Source organism: Campylobacter sp. IFREMER_LSEM_CL2090 (genome assembly GCF_025771865.1).
Classification (GTDB): Bacteria; Campylobacterota; Campylobacteria; order Campylobacterales; family Campylobacteraceae; genus Campylobacter_D; species Campylobacter_D lari_D.
The window spans coordinates 1-19036 of sequence record NZ_JAKMRA010000013.1 but is presented as its reverse complement, the minus strand read 5'-3'; the positions used below and the strand labels follow the sequence as shown (position 1 = coordinate 19036).

Sequence of the window (19036 nt, the reverse complement as noted above, 5' to 3'; positions counted from 1 at the left end):
GGATTTTTATTGATATATATTTTCTAATTCCGGAAAATATAATTTTAAATCTTGTTCTATTTTGTATTTTTCTTCTAGTAAAATTTTTTGATTTTTTTCTTTAAAATTTGCATTTGAGTAAAATATATGATATGAAATACTAATTGCAGCTATAATTTTTTCATCGTATTCAATTCCTATAGCCATACACTCAATTTCTGGGTTCATTTCCCCACTTTCTAATGCTATTTTATTTTCTTTGATAGAAGATAATTCTTTGTAAAGCTCTTTTATATTATTTAATGTATTTGACGTTATTTTCTCAAAAGGATTTGGATAAATTTTTTCAAGCTCTTTATAGGTTTTCTTTTCTAGTAATGCTTTTCCTAAAGATGTAGCGTAAGCTGGATATGAAGTACCGACAAAAGACTTGATTTGTATTTGATTATCCGAGTCAAGTTTTTCTAAATAAAATACATTTCCTTCTTTTAATATTCCCATTTGGCATGTTTGTCCTGTTAAGTTTCTGATGTTTTTCATATGTTTTTTAATTAATTCTAATGCGCTATTTTTTATTGAAATACAACGGCTAATTTCTAAAATTTTATAATCTAATGTGTAAAATTTATTTTTATCACATTTAATGTAATTTTTAGCTTGTAAAGTTTGAAGTATAGGAGAAAGTGTCCCTGGAGGGATATTTAAATCTTTTGCAATAGAGCTTAGTGTATTTTTTTGATTATTATTGCCCAATAATTCTAAAATTTTTAAAACTCTTAATGTTGGTTGATGTGTCATTTTACTCCTTTTTCAATAGATAAATTCTATCATATTTTTTACTTTTAGTAACATTTTTAATGATATAAAAAATATTTTCTATTAGCAGTTTTTGCTTTAGATGGTTGATTATAACTACTTTTATAAGACTTTTGTATTGTTTTTTTATCATTTTGATGTTTTTAAAAATTTCTATTTTTAGCTATATTTTTTGTATATAAAAATATTTTTGTATATACAAAAAACGAAAGGAAAAATATGGGAATATTAAAAGGAACTTTACCAGCCTTATTAACTCCATATGATATGAGTGGAAATATTAATGAAAACGAATTTATTAAATACTGCGAATTTGGTATCTCAAAAGGTTTAAATGGATTATTTTGTAATGGTAGTGCAGGAGATTCTCAAGCTTTAGGTATAGAAGAGCAAGTCAAAATAATGAAACTTACAAAAGAAGCTGCAAAAAATAATATCCCTGTTATTACAGGTATTGCATCAACAGTTTATCAAAATACTTTTACTTTGGCACAAAAAGCATATGAATTAGGGCTTGATGCTTTATTACTTGCTATGCCTTATTATTACAAATTAAGTGAAGACGCACTTTTTGAATATATTAAAGATTTATCTTCTAGAGTAAAGCTTCCTTTGTATATTTATAACATCCCTCTTTTTGCACCAGCGCTAAGTTTGAAATTTATAGAAAGGGTTTCAAAGCTTGATAATATTGCGGGTATAAAAGATAGCAGTGGAGATGCTTTGCTTTTAAATCATATATTAGATGTAGTGCCTAGTGATTTTGATGTTTTTGTAGGAAGAGAAGAATTTTATGCAGGAGCACTACTGATAGGGGCAAAGGGTTCTATGACTAGTATAGGTGGTGTTTTTCCAGAACTTATGAGTGAAATTTATAAATCAATCAATGAAAAAAATATAGATAGAGCTTTGCTGATTCAAAAAAGTTTATTAAAAGCTATAAGATTTGGTATGAACATAGCTTTTCCTATGGGATTTGCTTTGCTTTTAAAGGCCAGAGGATTTGAATTTGCAAATACAAGCATCCATCCTTTATCACATGCCACAAAAGAAGAATTAAATACTCGTTTTAATGAAGCTAAAGAACTTGTTAAAACTATAGAAAAAGAAACGGGTATAAAATTATGAAAGCCTATATTATAGTCAATGAAAAAGATAATGTCGCTACTGCTTTGCGTGATTTTAAAAAAGGTGAAATCGTGGAAAATATAGAACTTTTAGATGATATTGCAAGTGGACATAAATTTGCACTAAAAGATATAAAAAAAGATGAAGTTGTCATCAAATATGCAGAAGCTATAGCTAGTGCAAGTTGTGATATTAATAAAGGTGAATGGGTGCATATTCACAATAGTGCAGGTATTAGAGGTCGTGGGGATAAGGAATAAATATGAAAAAGATAATGGGTTATAGAAGAGAAGATGGAAAATTTGGCTTGAGAAATAAAGTCATTATTATACCAAGCGTGCATTGTGCTAATAAGGTGTGCGAAAATATAGCCAAAAAATGCAATGGGGCAGTATATATTAATCATCAACATGGCTGTTCTCAACTCGAATTTGATGCTTTACAAACTAGAGATGTTTTAATAGGCCATGGGAGTAATGCTAATGTTTTTGGTGTTTTAATTGTAGGACTTGGTTGTGAGGTAATACAAGCGAAAATAGTAGCTGAAAAAATAAAAGAAGTGACACCTTATAAGATGGTTGAATATTTAGTAATACAAGAGTGCGGTGGTAGTAAAAATACCATAGAAAAGGGTGTTAAAATAGTAAATCAAATGCTTGAAAATGCTGCAAAATTGGAAAAAACAGATGGCGATTTTAGTGATTTGATTTTAGGCACAGAATGTGGTGGTAGCGATAGTTATAGCGGTCTTAGTGCCAATCCTGCTTTAGGAAGTTTAAGTGATTTTGTAATTGATGAAGGTGGTGCAGTAATTTTAGCAGAAACTACAGAGCTTATAGGGTGTGAAGCCATACTTGCTAAGAGAGCAAAAAATGATGAAGTAGCTAAAAAGGTATATGATAAGATTTTAGGCTATGAGAATTTAGTTAAATCTTTTCATGCTGATATACGCGGAGCAAATCCTAGTCCGGGAAATATTGCAGGTGGGCTTAGCACTATAGAAGAAAAGTCTTTAGGTTGTGTTTATAAAGCAGGTACTAGAACTTTAATAGATGTGATTGATTATGCTAAACCTGTAATTTCCAAAGGACTTACTTTTATGAATACGCCAGGTAATGATATAGAACAACTTAGCGCTATGGTGGCAGGTGGAGCAAATATTTGTGTTTTTACTACAGGTCGTGGTACTCCTACAGGTTCAGCTATTGTGCCTACTATTAAAATGAGTTCTAATACTTTTTGTTATGAAAATATGAATGATGCTATTGATATTAACGCAGGAAGTATTATAGATGGGATTAAGACAAAAGAAGAAGTGCGTGATGAGCTTATAGATTTGATCATAAGAATTTCAAATGGAGAATTGGTAAAGGCAGAGTTAAATGAACAAAATGATTTTTCAGTTTGGAGACTTGCTACAACTTGCTAAATTAATAAAAAAGGATATATTATGGATTTAAAAATTAAAAACAAAATTTGTATCATCACAGGTGGTGCTAAAGGGATTGGTTATGGTATTGCTAAATTATGGGCTTTAGAAGGTGGGATTCCAATTATTTTTTCAAGAAGTGAAATTTCTAAAGAAAAAGATGATGAGCTAAAAGACATTTGTGGAAATTATGGATTTTATCAAATAGATTTAAAAAATACAGAACAAATTTCAACACTTGTTAAAAGTGTTGTTAATATATATGGTGGAATTTATGCTTTGGTTAATAATGCTGGAGCAAATGATAATTTACATATAGAAGATGCTACAACTGAAGAATTAATTAAATCTTATGAAAATAATCTTTTTCATTATTATACTATGACTAAAGAATGCTTACCATATATTAAAAAGCAACAAGGAAGTATATTAAATATCACAAGTAAAACCGGCTTAACAGGACAAGGTAGAACTTCAGCTTATGCTTCAGCAAAAGCTGCTCAAATAGGTTTTACAAGAGAATGGGCTTGCGCTTTTGCAAAAGATAATATTAGAGTTAATGCTATAGCACCGGCTGAAGTTATGACTCCTCTTTATGAAAAATGGTTGTCAAATTTTCCAAATCCAAAAGCTCAATATGAAAAAATAGCAAAATGCATACCATTAGGTCATCGTTTTACAACTATAGAAGAAATAGCAAACACAGCAGTTTTTACACTAAGCCCTCTTGCTTCACACACAACAGGACAAATTTTAACTCCTGATGGTGGATATATCCATTTAGATAGAGCTCTAAATTGGGATGAAATTTAATAACAAGGAGGATATATGTTAAATAACTCTAAAAATATAAAAATAGCAATTATTTTAGTAACTTCTCTTTTCTTTTTATGGGGAGTTAGTTATGGACTGATTGATGTGATGAATAAGAATTTTCAAAATCATTTACATATCACTCAACATGAAAGTGGATTTTTGCAACTCGCTTATTTTGGTGCTTATTTTATCATAGCATTACCTGCTGGATATATAGCAAATAAATACTCTTATAAAATTGGTATTATTTTTGGGTTAATCTTGTATGCAATAGGTTGTTTATTGATTATTCCAGCTACAAATTTAGCTAATTTTTACTTATTTTTATTTGCTTTTTTTATTTTAGCTTGCGGTATTGGTTCTTTGGAAACTAGTGCTAATCCTTATATGGTAAAACTTGGTGATGAGAAAAATGCTAGTTTTAGAATTAATGCTGCTCAAAGTTTTAATGGTTTGGGTCAATTTTTAGGACCTATCATAGGTGGAGCTTTGTTTTTATCTATTACAAAACAAGAAGAAGGTGCAAGTAAAGAACAAATAGAAGCTGCATTACTTGCTAATATGGGTAATGTCCAGTTAGTGTATGTTGGTATTGCGGCAATTGTTATTTTGATCTTGATTGCTTTTGCATTGAATAAAATTCCGGAAGGATCGGCAGTAAGTAGTGATTATGAACAAAAAGATACCTCAAAACCTATTGGAGTTTTTAAGCATAAACATTTTAATTTTGGATTGCTAGCACAATTTTTGTATATAGCAAATCAAGTTAGTGCAGGAGCTTTTTTTATAAATTATCTTAGTGAGCATAATGAAAATCTAAAAGATGAACAAGGGGCTTATTATTTTTCGATAGCTTTAATTGCTTTTATGTTAGGTCGTATTCTTTCTACGCCTTTGATGAAGAAAATTAAAGGTGAGACTATTTTAGGATGGTATTCTTTTATTAATGTGATTTTATGTGTATGCTTGTATTTTGCTAGCGGATTTATTAGTATAGTTATTTTAATTGCATTATTTTTCTTTATGTCCATTTCTTTTCCTACTATTTTTGCAGTTGCAACAAAAAATCTTCCTTTTAATCAAGTGAAATTAGGTGGTTCTTTACTTGTTATGAGTATAGTTGGTGGTGCTATTATGCCTATTATCATGGGTTTAATTAATGATTATTTTGGAACAAGCATGGGATATTTGGCTATGGCCCCATTATTTTTATATGTATCATGGTATGGTTTTTTTGGTTCTAAAATAAAGGCTTAAAAATGCAAAAAATTTTTGATTCTCATTTGCATCTTTGGGATTTAAGTAAAATGCCTATTTCGTGGATAAAAGGTAATAATAGATTGGAACAAAATTATGATTTTTTAAGGGTAAAAAATGAGTATAAAGAATTTGATTTTTTAGGTGCGATGTATGTTGAAACAAATAGTGATGATTTGGAAAAAGAAGCTTTATTTGCATTAAAGCAAAAACAAGAACATGGTCTTTTTGTTTGTTTAGCTGATTTAAAGTACAAAGAACACTTATGTGCTTTTAGAGAGGTAATGCATACTAGTAAAAAGGGTGCTAAGAGACTATTTGAAGCAGATTTTAAAGAAAAATTAGAACTTCTAAATGTTTTTAATATACCTTTTGAAGCTTGCATGAAAAACGAAGAGCTTTGGATATTGGAAAAGTTTTTATTTGATAATCCTAATTTAAAAGTAGTTTTAAATCATATGGGCAGTCCTAAAATTAACTATTTTGATGAATATAAAAAAATATTACATAAATTAAAAGATTTCCCAAATTTATGGATAAAAATTTCCGTACCAGATGATTTTACGATAAAAATTCATAGAGATTTTATATCTCAATGTTTTTCATTTTTAAAGAATGTTTTTAGTGAAGATAAATTTATATTTGGTAGTAATTATCCTGTGGCAAAAATAGCTCCAGCTAAATGGGCTAAATTTATCATAGAAGGAAATATTTTTAAAGATTTGGACAAGATATTTTATAAAAATGCTTTATCAATTTATAAGGAGGATAGGTGCAAAGATATGGTCAAATTATAAAAATTAAAAAGGAAAAAATACAAGAGTATAAAGATCTTCATGCAAAGCCTTATAAAGGTGTTTGTGAGATGATTAAAGAATGTAATATACAAAATTATTCTATTTATTTATTTGGAGAATATTTGTTTGCATATTTTGAATATACAGGTGTTGATTTTGATGCAGATATGGCTAAGATGGCAAAAGATAAAAATACACAACAATGGTGGAAAGTTACAGATCCCTGCCAAATATCTTTAGCTCATGCAGGACAAAAGTGGCTAAATATGGAAGAAGTATTTCATTTAGATTAAAAAAGGAGAAAAAATGACAACTTATTTAAATTATATTGATGGCGAATTTATCCCACACAATGGCGAATTTATAGAAGTTTTAAATCCCGCTACCAAAGAAGTAATATCAAGAGTAGCAAGTGCTTCTTTGGAAGATACACAAAGAGCAATTGAAGTAGCTAAAAAGGCACAAAAAAATTGGGAAGCTAAACCAGCGATTGAAAGAGCAAATCATTTAAGAGAAATAGCTAGTTTAATACGCAAAAATGCTAATTTTTTAACAGAAATTTTAATGCAAGAGCAAGGAAAAACTAGAGCTTTAGCTAGTGTAGAGATTAATTCTACGGCAGATTATATGGATTATACTGCTGAATGGGCTAGAAGGTATGAAGGCGAAATTATACAAAGTGATAGAGCTAATGAGCATATATATTTATATAAAAGTGCCATTGGTGTAATTGGTGGAATTTTACCTTGGAATTTTCCATTTTTTCTAATCGCAAGAAAGATGGCGCCTGCTTTACTAACAGGTAACACCATTGTTATAAAACCAAGCAGTGAAACTCCAAATAATGCTTTTGAATTTGCAAAGCTTGTCTCGCAAAGTTCTTTACCAAAAGGTGTATTTAATTTAGTTGCAGGTAAGGGTAGTGTGGTAGGACATGAATTATCAAGTAATGAAAACATAGGTATGGTAAGTCTTACAGGGAGTGTTGAAGCAGGAACTAGAGTGATGGAAGCTGCAGCTAAAAATATCATTAAGGTTTCTCTAGAACTTGGCGGGAAGGCACCGGCTATAGTGTGTAAAGATGCAGATATTGATTTAGCGGTAGAAGCGATTAAGGCAAGTAGAATTTGCAATAACGGACAAGTTTGCAATTGTGCCGAAAGAGCTTATGTGCATACAAGTGTTTATGATGAATTTGTAGATAAATTTGTAAAAGCCATGAGTAAAGTAAGTGTTGGAAACACTTTGAAAGGCGATTTTGATATGGGTCCGCTTGTCAATCAAGCAGGGGTTGATAATGCTTTAGCAATGCTTGAGAGAGCTACGAATAAAGGAGCAGTTGTAGAATGCGGTGGAAAAATCACCGATACAAGCGGATATTATTTTCCTGCAAGCGTTCTTACAAATGTTAAGCATGAAGATGAGATCATGCAAAAAGAAATTTTTGCTCCGATTTTACCAATTACTAAATTTGATACACTTGATGAGGCAATTGATATGGCAAATGATTGTGAATATGGACTGACAAGTTCTATTTATACGCAAAATTTAGATATAGCAATGAGAGCTAGTAGAGAAATAAAATTTGGTGAAACTTATATTAACCGTGAAAATTTTGAAGCAATGCAAGGATTTCATGCAGGTTTTAGAAAAAGTGGCATAGGTGGAGCTGATGGAAAACATGGTCTTGAAGAGTATTTAGCTACCCATGTGGTTTATTTACAATACAATACCAACAAACAATGATTTCAATCCTATCTATTTTTTTAGATAGGATTTGCTGTAATCTTTAAATTTAAAGGATAATAATTTGAAGATTATAGATTTAAAAACTTACTCAAGAAAAGAGCATTTTGAATTTTATACTAAATTTCCCTGCTCTTTTGAATTAAATGTTAAATTAGATATTAGTAAATTTTACTCTTTTGTTATTATGGTAGTTTTATCTATTTTTTAAGTAAAAATGTTAATTTAATACCTGAATTTAAATTATACTTAGAGGATGATAAATTAATTTGTTTTGATATTATCCATCCAAGTTATACCGCTTTTTGCGAAAAATCAAAGACTTTTTGTGTTTTATGGACTGAATTTAATGAAGATTTTCAAAACTTTTTACATAATTTCGAGCAAGATAAACAACTCATTAAAGAAAACACTATGTTTGTAAAAGAGAATATTAAAAATTCTTTTAATATTTCAGCAATCCCTTGGATAAATTTTTGAGAATTTCTCTTTACATTTACCTAAAAAAGAAAATTATTTTTTTCCTATTCTTACAAGTGGGAAAATTATCGAGGAAAAAAATCAATGTTTTATTCCACTAAGTATTAATGTAAATCACGCAAGCACCGATGCTTATCATGTGAGTTTGTTTTTAGAAAATTTGCAAAAAGATTTAAATTGTTTTTAGTTTATATTTTTGTAAGTAAAATTTAGATATTATCCAAAGTTTATTACATTTTTTAAAGAAAGGAATTATTGTGCCTACCATAAATCAATTGGTTAGAAAAGAGCGCAAAAAAGTTTTAGAGAAATCTAAATCTCCAGCGCTTAAAAATTGTCCACAAAGAAGGGGAGTTTGCACTAGGGTTTATACAACAACCCCTAAAAAACCAAACTCAGCATTAAGAAAAGTTGCCAAAGTAAGACTTACAAGTGGCTTTGAAGTTATTAGTTATATCGGTGGTGAAGGTCATAACCTACAAGAACACAGCATTGTTTTAGTGCGTGGTGGTAGGGTAAAAGACTTACCAGGTGTTAAGTATCACATTGTTCGCGGTGCCTTAGATACTGCAGGTGTTGCAAAAAGAACCGTTTCTCGTTCTAAATATGGTGCGAAACGCCCTAAAGCAGCAGCTAAGTAATAAAATTGCAGACAAATCCGTTAGATTTGATTTTGTTTGAGTAAAATTATAAATTTGAAGGAAAATTATGAGAAGAAGAAAAGCTCCGGTAAGAGAAGTCTTGCCAGATCCGATTTATGGAAACAAAGTAATCACAAAATTCATTAATTCTTTAATGTATGATGGTAAAAAAAGCACAGCTACGACTATTATGTATGGTGCTTTAGAAGCTATCGATAAAAAAGGTGGAGAAAAAAAAGGTATAGAAATTTTTAATGATGCTATTGAAAATATTAAGCCTTTATTAGAAGTTAAATCTCGTCGTGTTGGTGGTGCTACTTATCAAGTGCCAGTAGAAGTACGCCCAGCTAGACAACAAGCTTTAGCTATAAGATGGATTATTTCTTTTGCTAGAAAAAGAAGCGAAAGAACTATGATAGAAAAATTAGCAGCAGAATTATTAGATGCAGCTAATAGCAAAGGTGCTTCATTCAAGAAGAAAGAAGATACTTATAAAATGGCAGAAGCTAATAAAGCATTTGCTCATTATCGCTGGTAAGAGGAGTAAAATATGTCAAGAAGTACTCCTTTAAAAAGAGTTAGAAATATAGGTATCGCAGCTCATATTGATGCAGGTAAAACAACTACTAGTGAGAGAATTCTTTTCTTTACAGGTATGAGCCATAAAATTGGTGAGGTGCATGATGGTGCAGCTACAATGGACTGGATGGAGCAAGAAAAAGAAAGAGGTATCACAATTACTTCTGCTGCTACAACTTGTTTTTGGAAAAACCATCAAATTAACCTTATAGACACTCCAGGCCACGTTGACTTTACAATCGAAGTTGAAAGATCAATGCGTGTTTTAGATGGCGCAGTTGCGGTGTTTTGTTCAGTAGGTGGAGTTCAACCACAATCAGAAACTGTATGGAGACAAGCTAATAAATACGGTGTTCCAAGAATTGTTTTTGTAAATAAAATGGACAGAATTGGTGCAAATTTCTTTAATGTTGAAGAACAAATCAAAAATCGTTTGAAAGGCAACCCAGTTCCACTTCAAATTCCAATCGGTGCTGAAGATAATTTCAAAGGTGTAATTGATCTTATTACCATGAAAGCTTTGGTATGGGAAGATGAAAATAAACCAACTGATTATGTAGAAAAAGAAATTCCAGCTGAACTTAAAGAAAAGGCTGAAGAATATCGCACAAAAATGATAGAAGCAGTTTCTGAAACAAGCGATGAATTAATGGAAAAATACCTAGGTGGTGAAGAGCTTACTCAAGAAGAAATTAAAGCAGGTATTAAAGCAGGATGTTTAAGTCTTTCTATGGTTCCTATGCTTTGTGGTACAGCTTTTAAAAATAAAGGTGTTCAGCCATTACTTGATGCTGTTGTTGCTTATTTACCAGCTCCTGATGAAGTTGCTAATATTAAAGGTGAATATGAAGACGGTGCAGAAGTTTCTGTAAAATCAACTGATGATGGTGAGTTTGCAGGCCTAGCATTTAAAATTATGACTGATCCTTTTGTTGGACAATTAACTTTCGTTCGTGTGTATAGAGGAAGTTTAGAAAGTGGTTCTTATGCATACAACTCAACAAAAGATAAAAAAGAAAGAATCGGTCGTCTTTTGAAAATGCACTCTAATAAAAGAGAAGAAATTAAAACTTTATATGCAGGAGAAATCGGAGCGGTTGTTGGACTTAAAGACACACTAACCGGTGATACTTTAGCAAGTGAAAAAGATAAGGTTATTTTAGAGAGAATGGATTTTCCAGATCCTGTTATTTCAGTTGCTGTTGAGCCTAAAACAAAAGCAGATCAAGAAAAAATGTCTATTGCTTTAAATAAATTAGCTCAAGAAGATCCAAGCTTTAGAGTTTCAACAGATGAAGAAAGTGGTCAAACTATCATTTCAGGTATGGGCGAGCTTCACTTAGAAATTATCGTTGATAGAATGCTTCGTGAATTTAAAGTTGAAGCAGAAGTTGGTCAACCTCAAGTTGCTTACCGTGAAACTATTAGAAAAACAGTTGAGCAAGAATACAAATACGCTAAACAATCAGGTGGTCGTGGACAATATGGTCATGTATTCTTAAGACTTGAGCCACTTGAACCAGGTAGTGGATATGAATTTGTAAATGATATCAAAGGTGGGGTAATTCCAAAAGAATATATTCCAGCAGTTGATAAAGGTGTTCAAGAGGCATTACAAAATGGTGTTTTAGCGGGATATCCTGTTGAAGATGTTAAAGTAACTGTTTATGATGGAAGTTACCATGAAGTGGATTCTTCTGAAATGGCATTTAAACTTGCAGCTTCTATGGGCTTTAAAGAAGGTGCTAGAAAAGCAGGTGCAGTAATCTTAGAACCTATGATGAAAGTTGAAGTTGAAACTCCAGAAGAATACATGGGTGATGTTATTGGTGATTTAAATAAACGCCGTGGTCAAGTAAATTCAATGGATGAAAGAGGTGGTAATAAAATTATTACAGCATTTTGTCCTTTGGCTGAGATGTTCGGCTACTCAACCGATCTTAGAAGTCAAACTCAAGGCCGTGCTACTTATTCTATGGAATTTGATCACTATGATGAAGTTCCAAAAAATGTTTCTGAAGAAATTATCAAAAAAAGAAATGGTTAATCTATCAAGATGGGCAAAAAGCTCATCTTGAATTATTTATGTCCTTTTGAATTAATTAAATTAATTGTTCCTTCATTAATTTCATATGCTTTTCCAAAATCTTTAACATATCTTCCATTTTTCAGTATAAGTTGAAATAAATGAAAATCTTGCATATTTTTAATGACTTGGATTATTTCTTTATTGTTTTCATTTTCATAAGTATTTAATACTTGTTCAAATAGCTGATTATCTCTTGTTATTTCTACACTCTCTACTCTAAATTTAAGCCTTTTTCTTGCAAAGATTGATATGCAATCTTTTTCATCTTCTATAAACATAATTTCTATGTTTTGATTATTGTATTTTACTCCTTCAAAGTGTTCGGCAATTTCACTAATATAAATATAAAAGTCATTTTTGTTTTTTATAATAGGAGTATATGAACATATGGTTTGATTATTTAAATTTAAGGACGATATCATAATGCTTTTGCATTCTTGTATAAATTGATTAATTTCATCATGTAGTTGCATAAAAATTTTCCTTGTAAGTTAAAATGAATAAGATTTGAGTGTTATAGAAAAGTAAAAAGAAGAGTTTGCTACTCTTCTTCATTAGTATTTTTGCGTACAACTTTAATGCGTTCTATGCTATTTCCATCCATCTTTTTGACTTCGTAGTAGCAAAATTCATCTTCTATTCTATCTCCAACCACCGGTAAGCGTCCTAAAAGATTGAAAACATATCCACCTATAGTGACTTGTTCTAATTCTTCATTAAAGCGTATATCAAGCATTTCTTCTACTTCGCTAATTTCATATCTTCCTTGAAATTCATAGATATTTTCTGCAAGCTTTTTAAAATGTGGACTAGAATCATCATGCTCATCGTTAATATCACCAACAATTTCTTCCATAATATCTTCCATAGTTAAAAGACCAGCAGTTCCGCCATATTCATCTACTACTAATGCTGTATGTACTTGTTCTTTATTCATCATGAAAAGAACTTTAGATATGCTGATATTTTCTGGAACTAGGATCATTTTGATTAGAAAATCATCTAAATTTTTCTTATCTTTGCTAAGTTCATTTTGCATAATGTCTCTAATATGCACCATACCTAAAATGATATCTTTAGAACCATCTATGTATGGAAAGCGTGTATGTTTATACTGACAAACTATTTGCATATTTTCTTCATAGCTTTTTTGTTTATTAAGACAAATCATATCTTTTCTAGGTGTCATGATTTCTTTTGCTACTGTATCTGAAAAATCGACAGCATTGCGTATGATTTCAGTTTCAAATTCATCCAAAACCCCACCTTTTTGGCTTTCACTCGCAATAAATTTAATCTCTTCTTCAGAGTGACTTAATTCGTGTTCTTTGGCAGGTTTTATACCTATAATTTTTAAAGAAACTGCAGCTAAAAAGTCAAATGTTTTAATGAAAGGTAAGAAAAGTAACCAAAATAAATGCAATGGTCTTGCAACCCATAAAACAGCTCTATCTGCAATGGCTATAGCAATGCTTTTTGGGACCAACTCGCCTAGCACAACATGCAATAATGTGATAATAGCAAAAGCAATAATAAATGCTATGGTATGGATTAATGCTGGAGCTAAACCTAAATTTGCTAGAGGAACTTCAAGAATTTTAGCAATAGCAGGTTCGCCTATCCAACCAAGAGCAAGAGAGCTTAGCGTAATACCAAGTTGGCAAGCACTTAAATAAGTATCTAGTTTTGAAGTGACTTCCAAAGCTTTTTTTGCATTGCGTTTTTTCTCTTTTACCATTTCTTCAAGTTTTGATCTACGCACTTTAACAATAGCAAATTCAGATAAAACAAAAAATCCATTTAAAAGCACTAAAGCTAATGCAACAAGAATCATAAAAGTAGAATAGCCTATATCAATAGAGGCAACAGTAGGTAGTGTTTGATTTAAGTCTAAAGATTGACTGGGGTCCAAAAAAACTCCTTTAATAAAATTTCGCAAAATTATATCAAATCAAAACTATAAAATTAGCTTAAAAATAATGATATATTTTAAATTAATTTAATGTTTTCTATATTCTATATTTTTTTCAAATTCATCTAAACGCTTGTAAATACTACGAAGCTGTGTGATAGTTGTCCAGTTGGTAATAAAAATGCTAAATGAAGATCTAACCTGGTCAAAAGCATTACCAACTTGTATGATAATTCCAAGTTGTATAAGTCCTAAAAATAAACTTGGAGCCATGATTAAAAAGGGTACTATAACCATGATTTGCTCAAATAAATAAAGCCATATATTAAAATACCCATAATGTAAAAATAATCTTTTATAATTGATTTTAAGCCCGGTAAATAAACTTAAAATACTTTCATCGCTTGCATAATTTTTTCTATCATCTTCAGCAAAAACAAGTTCTTTTCTAAAAGCAGCTTCGGCTTTTTGATTGTTATATTCTAGTCCAGGTAGTTTTATACCTACAAACCATGATATAACTAAACCTCCTAAAGAAACCAAAAATGCAATCCATACTAAAGAGCCATTAATATCTTTTAAGATAGGTAAATTAATATGTGCACTTAACATCCATAAAATTGGCACAAAAGCAACTAAAGTCATAATTGCTTTGACAAAAGCCAACCCTAAACTTTCTATGATTTTTGAAAAATTATAGATATCTTCTTGAATTCTTTGTGAACTACCTTCTATGTTATCATCTTTTTTTTGCCAAAATTTAATATAATCAAAAGTCATAGCCTCGCGCCATTTAAAAGCATATATGCTTCCAAAATATTGCGTGATAGTGGCGATTAATACATAAGGCAGTGCTAAATATAAAAATTGTTTAATAAAATAATAAAAATCATTTATGCTATGATTTTTTGCATCTTGTAAAACATCGTAAAATTCTTTATACCATTCATTTATTGCAACATTAATGGAAGTTTGAGCAAGTAAAGAAGCTAGTAAAAAAAACAAACCCAAATAAGCCCATAAAGCCCATTTTTTAGAATAAAAAAAAGATTTAAACATTTTAAATTTCTTTCAGCATTTTTTCATAATGTTTTATTGTGTGTTTTTTTGCTTTAAATATTATACTAAAAATCATAATAAAACAACTTGCGACTAAAAATCCAGGAATGATTTCATAAATTTCTATAAAATTTGAACCAAAATGCTTATAAAATACAACAGTTAAAGCCCCACTAACCATTCCAGCTATTGCACCTTCTTTGCTCATATTTTTATAAAATAAAGAAAATAAAATAACGCTTCCAAAACTAGCTCCAAAACCTGCCCAAGCATAAGAGACTATGCTTAAAATTTGACTTTGAGCATCAAGTGAAAGTGTAAAAGCTACACACGCTACAATCAAAACACCTAAGCGTGATAACAAAGTAATATTTTTATCATTTGTTTTTCTTTTTAAAATTTGCGTATAAAAATCTTGCACCAAGCTAGAAGCGCATACTAGCAATTGAGAACTTGCAGTACTCATAATGGCTGCTAAAATTGCACTGAGTAAAATTCCCGCCACCCAAGGGTTAAAAAGCACTTGAGACATTACAATAAATATTCTTTCAGGATCATTTAAAGTAAGATCAAATTTAGCTATATAAGCAATACCTAAAAATCCTATCATAGTAGCACCAAATAGAGAAATTACCATCCAAGTTATGCCTATAAAAGTCGCAGTAGGAATTTCTTTTACATTTTTTATAGAAATAAAGCGAATTAAAATATGAGGTTGGCCAAAATATCCAAGTCCCCAGGCCAAAGTTGATGCTACCACTAGCCAACCACCACCATCTAAACCAAAAGCTTGAGGTTTTACATCATTTATAGTAGAAAAAGCTTCGCCAAAGCCGCCAAGTTCAAAAATCATCACAAAAGGAATGATGATTAATGAACTCATCATTAAAAGTCCTTGTATCATATCAGTCCAGCATACGGCTTTATAGCCACCTAAAAAAGTATATAAAACAATAACTAAAAATCCAATACTTAATGCAAAAATATAAGGCAAATTAAATACACTTTCAAAAAGTTTAGCACCACTTACTAATCCAGCACTAATGTAAATAGTAAAAAATACTAAAATAACTACCGCGCAAATACTTCTTAAAATATGTCTATCATCATGAAAGCGACTTTCAAAAAAATCAGGAATTGTAATACATTCTTTGGCTATTTGAGAAAAAATCTTTAATCTTTTAGCAACAAAGGTCCAGTTTAGAAACATACCAAAACTTAAACCTATGGCTATATAAATTTGTCCCAATCCAGCTGCGTATAAAGCACCGGGAAAAGCCATTAAAAGCCAACTACTCATATCAGAAGCACCTGCACTTAAGGCAGATATTACAGGTCCCATTGATGCATTTCCAACAAAATAATCTTTACTATTTTGATTTTTTTTGTAAAAATAAAAACCTATAAAAAGCATTAAAAATGCATAGGTAATAAAAGTAATAATAATAGGATAAGAAAATTCCACACTTTGTAAATTCATAAGTGTCCTTAAAAAATTTAAAAAATCATCATTTTACTTGTTTTATTTTAAAAAAACATTATAAAAATTATTTTTTATTTCAATGCTTTATAAAGTTTTTTTGTTACAATTTTCAAAAAAATTAAGGATAGTTAATGAAAAATCTTTTAATTATAGGTGCAGGTGGTGTAAGTCGCGTTGCAACTGTAAAATGTGCAATGAATAGTGATGTTTTTAGCAAAATAACTCTAGCAAGTAGAACTAAAAGTAAATGTGATGAAATAGCAGCTTTTATAAAAGAGCGTTTAGGTATAGAAATTCAAACTGAGCAAATAGATGCAGATGACACATCTGCTGTTGTAGAGCTTATCAAAAAAACAGGAGCTGAAATTTTATTAAATGTGGCTTTGCCTTATCAAGATCTTGCTTTAATGGATGCGTGTATTCAAACTAATATTCACTATGTAGATACTGCAAATTATGAACATCCTGATTTAGCTAAATTTGAATATAAAGAACAATGGTTAAGAAATGATAAGTTTAAACAAGCAGGAATTTTAGGACTTTTAGGAAGCGGTTTTGATCCAGGTGTTACTAATGTATTTTGTGCTTATGCGCAACAAAATTTATTTGATGAAATTCATTATATTGATATACTAGATTGTAATGCAGGTGATCATGGATATGCCTTTGCAACTAATTTTAACCCTGAGATAAATTTAAGAGAAGTATCTGCTAAGGGTCGTTATTGGGAAAATGGAAAATGGATAGAAACTGAACCTATGGAAATAAAAATGGAGTGGGATTATCCTGAAGTAGGAGTAAAGGATAGTTATTTGCTTTATCATGAAGAGCTTGAAAGTTTAGTAAAAAATATCAAAGGTCTAAAAAGAATAAGATTTTTTATGACTTTTGGACAAAGTTATTTAACTCATATGAAATGTCTTGAAAATGTTGGTATGCTAGGTATTAAACCTGTTATGCATCAAGGTAGAGAGATAATACCAATAGAATTTTTAAAAACTTTGCTTCCTGATCCTGCTAGTTTAGGCCCTCGCACCAAAGGCTATACTAATATAGGTTGTGTAATCCGTGGTGTAAAGAATGGAAAAGATAAGCAAGTTTATATTTACAATGTTTGTAATCACGAAGAATGCTTTAAAGAAACTGGTGCACAAGCTGTAAGCTATACTACAGGTGTCCCTGCTATGATAGGTACGAAATTAATTGCTAAAGGAATTTGGCAAGGAAAAGGTGTGTTTAACATGGAAGAATTTGACGCCAAACCTTTCATGGATGAGTTAAATACTCAAGGACTTCCTTGGAAAATTATAGAAATGGAGCCAAATTTAGGAAAATAATCTCAAGTCTTTTTTGACTTGAGAAAGTTTTATAATGACGCAATTATTATTAAGTATAGATTGGACGCCTTTTTTAGTTTCCATAAAACTTTCTATTATTACTTGTATAATTTTGTTTTGTTTTTGCATACCTCTTGCTTGGGTTTTTACTTTTAAGCAATTTAGAGCAAAAAAAATTCTAGAAACTATAATGACCTTACCTTTAGTTTTACCACCATCTGTTGTTGGTTTTTACTTGTTGATTTTATTTTCAAAATATTCTTTTTTTGGAGAATTTTTAGAAAAATATTTTAATATCACTTTAGCTTTTACTTTTGAAGGCTTGGTAATAGCAAGTTGCATTTACTCTTTACCTTTTATGTTTAATCCTTTATATAATGCAATGTCTTTAATTTCTAAAAATATTATAGAAGCAAGTTTTTCTTTGGGAAAAAATTCTTTCATCACACTTTTTAAAGTAATCTTACCAAGTATCAAACCGGCTATACTCAGCGCTTTAGTAATAAGTTTTGCACATACTATGGGCGAGTTTGGTATAGTATTAATGATAGGTGGTTCTTTAAGCGGGGAAACAAAAGTAGCTAGTATTGCTATATATGAAAGTATGGAAAATTTAGATTTTGCCACAGCTCATATTTATAGTCTCATACTTTTAATTTTTAGTTTTGTTGTTTTGTTAAGTGTAAATTTGTTAAAAAATAAATAACAAAGACTTATTTTATTGTATAATCAATTTATATCTTAAATTTAAAGGAGAAATGATGGATAATTCACTATCAGGATATACTAAAAAATATGACAATGAAGGATATGGCTTACAATATCCAGATGGACATGTTATAAGATTTTATGAGAGAATCTTAAAATACAAATTAAACAAAACAAGTGGAAATTTACTTGATTTTGGTTGTGGAAATGGAGTTCATTCTAAGTATTTTCAAGATGTAACGGGGGGGGGGTATTAATGCCTATGGTATAGATATTGTTCCTAGTTTAAAAAATACTTGGAAAAAAGATCCTGGGATAAATGAAAATAATTTTCATGTTATTACACCAAATTCTAGTTTTAAAAATTTATTTGATGTAAAAATGGATTTTATTTTTGCAAATCAAAGTTTATATTATCTGCCAAACAAAGACTTTCAAAAAACTATTGAAGAATTTTATGATTTATGCAATGATGGAGCAATAATTTTCGCGACAATGATTAGCTCTAAAGCTTATCAAGAATTTGTTGCAGGAGATGTTAAAGATAATGGTTTAGTGGAAGTAAAATCTAGTCCAAGATTAAATGGCGAATCTACTTATATAAATTTTACAAATACGATTGAAGAATTAAAAGAAAAATTTAAACCTTTTAAACCATTATTTTGGGGAGATTATGAATTAATAAATTTATATAATTTTGAAGGAAGTATACAGCATTTTATTTATATAGGGAAAAAATAATTTTATATGATAAAGACTTTATCAAGTCTTTATCATCCC

At 30.2% G+C, this 19036-nt stretch carries 23 protein-coding genes; 18 read left to right on the top strand and 5 right to left on the bottom strand.

Annotation, left to right across the window (positions count from 1 at the left end):
• Positions 1-6 precede the first annotated feature (6 nt).
• Positions 7-777 (bottom strand): IclR family transcriptional regulator, encoded by a 771-nt coding sequence (locus L8V85_RS07690; RefSeq protein ID WP_263737778.1) that lies wholly within the window; start codon positions 775-777, stop codon positions 7-9.
• A 237-nt stretch (positions 778-1014) separates the two neighbouring features.
• Here L8V85_RS07690 and L8V85_RS07685 point away from each other — a divergent pair, with 237 nt between their 5' ends.
• The 14 genes from L8V85_RS07685 to fusA all read left to right on the top strand — a co-directional run bounded on the left by L8V85_RS07685 (position 1015) and on the right by fusA (position 11715).
• On the top strand, positions 1015-1923 hold the full coding sequence (locus L8V85_RS07685) for a dihydrodipicolinate synthase family protein (protein ID WP_263665075.1): 909 nt from the start codon (positions 1015-1017) through the stop codon (positions 1921-1923).
• Entirely contained in the window at positions 1920-2183 is a 264-nt protein-coding gene (locus L8V85_RS07680; protein WP_133319930.1) for a UxaA family hydrolase, read from the top strand. Before L8V85_RS07685 ends, L8V85_RS07680 begins: the two co-directional genes overlap by 4 nt.
• Before the next feature lie 2 nt (positions 2184-2185).
• Positions 2186-3352, top strand: coding sequence for a UxaA family hydrolase (locus tag L8V85_RS07675; RefSeq protein ID WP_263659893.1), 1167 nt, complete (start codon positions 2186-2188; stop codon positions 3350-3352).
• A gap of 21 nt (positions 3353-3373) precedes the next feature.
• Entirely contained in the window at positions 3374-4165 is a 792-nt protein-coding gene (locus tag L8V85_RS07670; RefSeq protein ID WP_133319928.1) for an SDR family oxidoreductase, read from the top strand.
• Between the two features lie 15 nt (positions 4166-4180).
• Positions 4181-5425 (top strand): L-fucose:H+ symporter permease, encoded by a 1245-nt coding sequence (gene fucP, locus L8V85_RS07665; RefSeq protein WP_133319927.1) that lies wholly within the window; start codon positions 4181-4183, stop codon positions 5423-5425.
• A gap of 2 nt (positions 5426-5427) precedes the next feature.
• Positions 5428-6222, top strand: a complete 795-nt coding sequence (locus L8V85_RS07660) for an amidohydrolase family protein (RefSeq protein WP_263728937.1) — start codon at positions 5428-5430, stop codon at positions 6220-6222.
• Positions 6198-6515, top strand: coding sequence for an L-rhamnose mutarotase (locus tag L8V85_RS07655; RefSeq protein ID WP_133319925.1), 318 nt, complete (start codon positions 6198-6200; stop codon positions 6513-6515). The genes L8V85_RS07660 and L8V85_RS07655 overlap by 25 nt, the downstream gene beginning before the upstream one ends.
• A gap of 13 nt (positions 6516-6528) precedes the next feature.
• Complete coding sequence (gene aldA / locus L8V85_RS07650) at positions 6529-7968, top strand: aldehyde dehydrogenase (RefSeq protein WP_263737777.1); 1440 nt, start codon at positions 6529-6531, stop codon at positions 7966-7968.
• A 64-nt stretch (positions 7969-8032) separates the two neighbouring features.
• Complete coding sequence (locus L8V85_RS07645) at positions 8033-8179, top strand: CatA-like O-acetyltransferase (protein WP_263737776.1); 147 nt, start codon at positions 8033-8035, stop codon at positions 8177-8179.
• Positions 8137-8448 carry a CatA-like O-acetyltransferase gene (locus tag L8V85_RS08455; RefSeq protein ID WP_412175252.1) on the top strand — a complete coding sequence of 104 codons (312 nt, stop codon included), beginning with the start codon at positions 8137-8139 and terminating at the stop codon, positions 8446-8448. Before L8V85_RS07645 ends, L8V85_RS08455 begins: the two co-directional genes overlap by 43 nt.
• Complete coding sequence (locus tag L8V85_RS08450) at positions 8441-8635, top strand: CatA-like O-acetyltransferase (protein WP_412175251.1); 195 nt, start codon at positions 8441-8443, stop codon at positions 8633-8635. The genes L8V85_RS08455 and L8V85_RS08450 overlap by 8 nt, the downstream gene beginning before the upstream one ends.
• A 70-nt stretch (positions 8636-8705) precedes the next feature.
• Positions 8706-9089, top strand: coding sequence for a 30S ribosomal protein S12 (gene rpsL / locus L8V85_RS07640; RefSeq protein ID WP_012661187.1), 384 nt, complete (start codon positions 8706-8708; stop codon positions 9087-9089).
• 67 nt (positions 9090-9156) lie between these two features.
• Positions 9157-9627, top strand: coding sequence for a 30S ribosomal protein S7 (rpsG, locus tag L8V85_RS07635; RefSeq protein WP_012661188.1), 471 nt, complete (start codon positions 9157-9159; stop codon positions 9625-9627).
• Positions 9628-9639: 12 nt separating this feature from the next.
• Positions 9640-11715, top strand: a complete 2076-nt coding sequence (gene fusA, locus L8V85_RS07630) for an elongation factor G (protein ID WP_263737775.1) — start codon at positions 9640-9642, stop codon at positions 11713-11715.
• A 32-nt stretch (positions 11716-11747) separates the two neighbouring features.
• Here the strand turns inward: fusA and L8V85_RS07625 are convergent, their stop codons facing one another.
• The 4 genes from L8V85_RS07625 to putP all read right to left on the bottom strand — a co-directional run bounded on the left by L8V85_RS07625 (position 11748) and on the right by putP (position 16208).
• A complete protein-coding gene (locus L8V85_RS07625; RefSeq protein WP_263737774.1) occupies positions 11748-12230 on the bottom strand; it encodes a pyridoxamine 5'-phosphate oxidase family protein in 483 nt (160 codons plus the stop codon).
• A 68-nt stretch (positions 12231-12298) separates the two neighbouring features.
• Entirely contained in the window at positions 12299-13669 is a 1371-nt protein-coding gene (locus L8V85_RS07620) for a hemolysin family protein (RefSeq protein WP_263737773.1), read from the bottom strand.
• 87 nt (positions 13670-13756) lie between these two features.
• Entirely contained in the window at positions 13757-14728 is a 972-nt protein-coding gene (locus tag L8V85_RS07615) for a putative transporter (protein ID WP_263737772.1), read from the bottom strand.
• A 1-nt stretch (position 14729) separates the two neighbouring features.
• The gene (gene putP, locus L8V85_RS07610; RefSeq protein ID WP_263737771.1) at positions 14730-16208 is read right to left on the bottom strand and encodes a sodium/proline symporter PutP; all 1479 of its coding nucleotides are present in this window, start codon (positions 16206-16208) and stop codon (positions 14730-14732) included.
• A 134-nt stretch (positions 16209-16342) separates the two neighbouring features.
• Here putP and L8V85_RS07605 point away from each other — a divergent pair, with 134 nt between their 5' ends.
• The 4 genes from L8V85_RS07605 to L8V85_RS07590 all read left to right on the top strand — a co-directional run bounded on the left by L8V85_RS07605 (position 16343) and on the right by L8V85_RS07590 (position 18997).
• Positions 16343-17548 carry a saccharopine dehydrogenase family protein gene (locus L8V85_RS07605; protein ID WP_133319918.1) on the top strand — a complete coding sequence of 402 codons (1206 nt, stop codon included), beginning with the start codon at positions 16343-16345 and terminating at the stop codon, positions 17546-17548.
• Between the two features lie 34 nt (positions 17549-17582).
• Positions 17583-18254, top strand: a complete 672-nt coding sequence (gene modB, locus L8V85_RS07600; RefSeq protein ID WP_263662255.1) for a molybdate ABC transporter permease subunit — start codon at positions 17583-17585, stop codon at positions 18252-18254.
• A 55-nt stretch (positions 18255-18309) separates the two neighbouring features.
• Complete coding sequence (locus tag L8V85_RS07595) at positions 18310-18513, top strand: class I SAM-dependent methyltransferase (RefSeq protein WP_240387661.1); 204 nt, start codon at positions 18310-18312, stop codon at positions 18511-18513.
• Between the two features lie 124 nt (positions 18514-18637).
• A complete protein-coding gene (locus L8V85_RS07590; protein WP_263737770.1) occupies positions 18638-18997 on the top strand; it encodes a methyltransferase in 360 nt (119 codons plus the stop codon).
• Positions 18998-19036 lie beyond the last annotated feature (39 nt).